Raw genomic sequence first — 618 nt, 5'->3', positions numbered from 1 at the left:
GTTTACTAACGTCGCTCAGTACGGTGAATGAGCAAGCAGTTGCGCCACATGCACTACCTATGTTGTCAGAGGCCGAGCAACATCATTTGGTTCATGAGCTTAACAACACGGTGATGGATTATCCAAAAGGCAAGTGTATTCATGAGCTTTTTGAGCAACAGGCGCAGGCGACCCCAGATAAGGTGGCGGTGGTGTTTGAGTCTGAGCAACTTACTTATGGGCAATTGAATCGCAAGGCTAACCAACTGGCGCATTACTTGGTTAATACACAAGGGGTCATACCTGATACTTTAGTTGGGTTATGTGTTGAGCGCTCAGTTGAAATGATAGTGGGAATGTTGGGTATCCTTAAAGCGGGTGGGGCATATGTACCACTTGATCCGAACTACCCACAAGCACGCTTAGATTACATGATTGAAGATGCTGGATTAGCGAGCATAGTGAGTCATCAAGCGGTCATGTCACGCTCGGTATTGGCAGGGGTCAGCGCTGAGGTGATTAATTTAGATGCACAAAATGTTTATGAGCCATACAGCACAGTAGATCTGACCCAATCAAGGTTGGGGCTTAGCGCAGAGAATTTGGCGTATGTGATCTACACCTCAGGTTCAACAGGTC

The 618-nt window shown here is 46.9% G+C and carries 1 protein-coding gene; it reads left to right on the top strand.

Going from position 1 to position 618, the window contains the following annotated elements; translation table 11 throughout:
* Nucleotides 1–618: AMP-binding protein (locus SANK73390_RS18535; RefSeq protein WP_462767870.1), on the top strand; the 618-nt coding region annotated here is incomplete at both ends.

The organism is Pseudoalteromonas sp. SANK 73390, from assembly GCF_054966645.1.
This window is presented reverse-complemented; position numbering and strand designations above follow the sequence as displayed.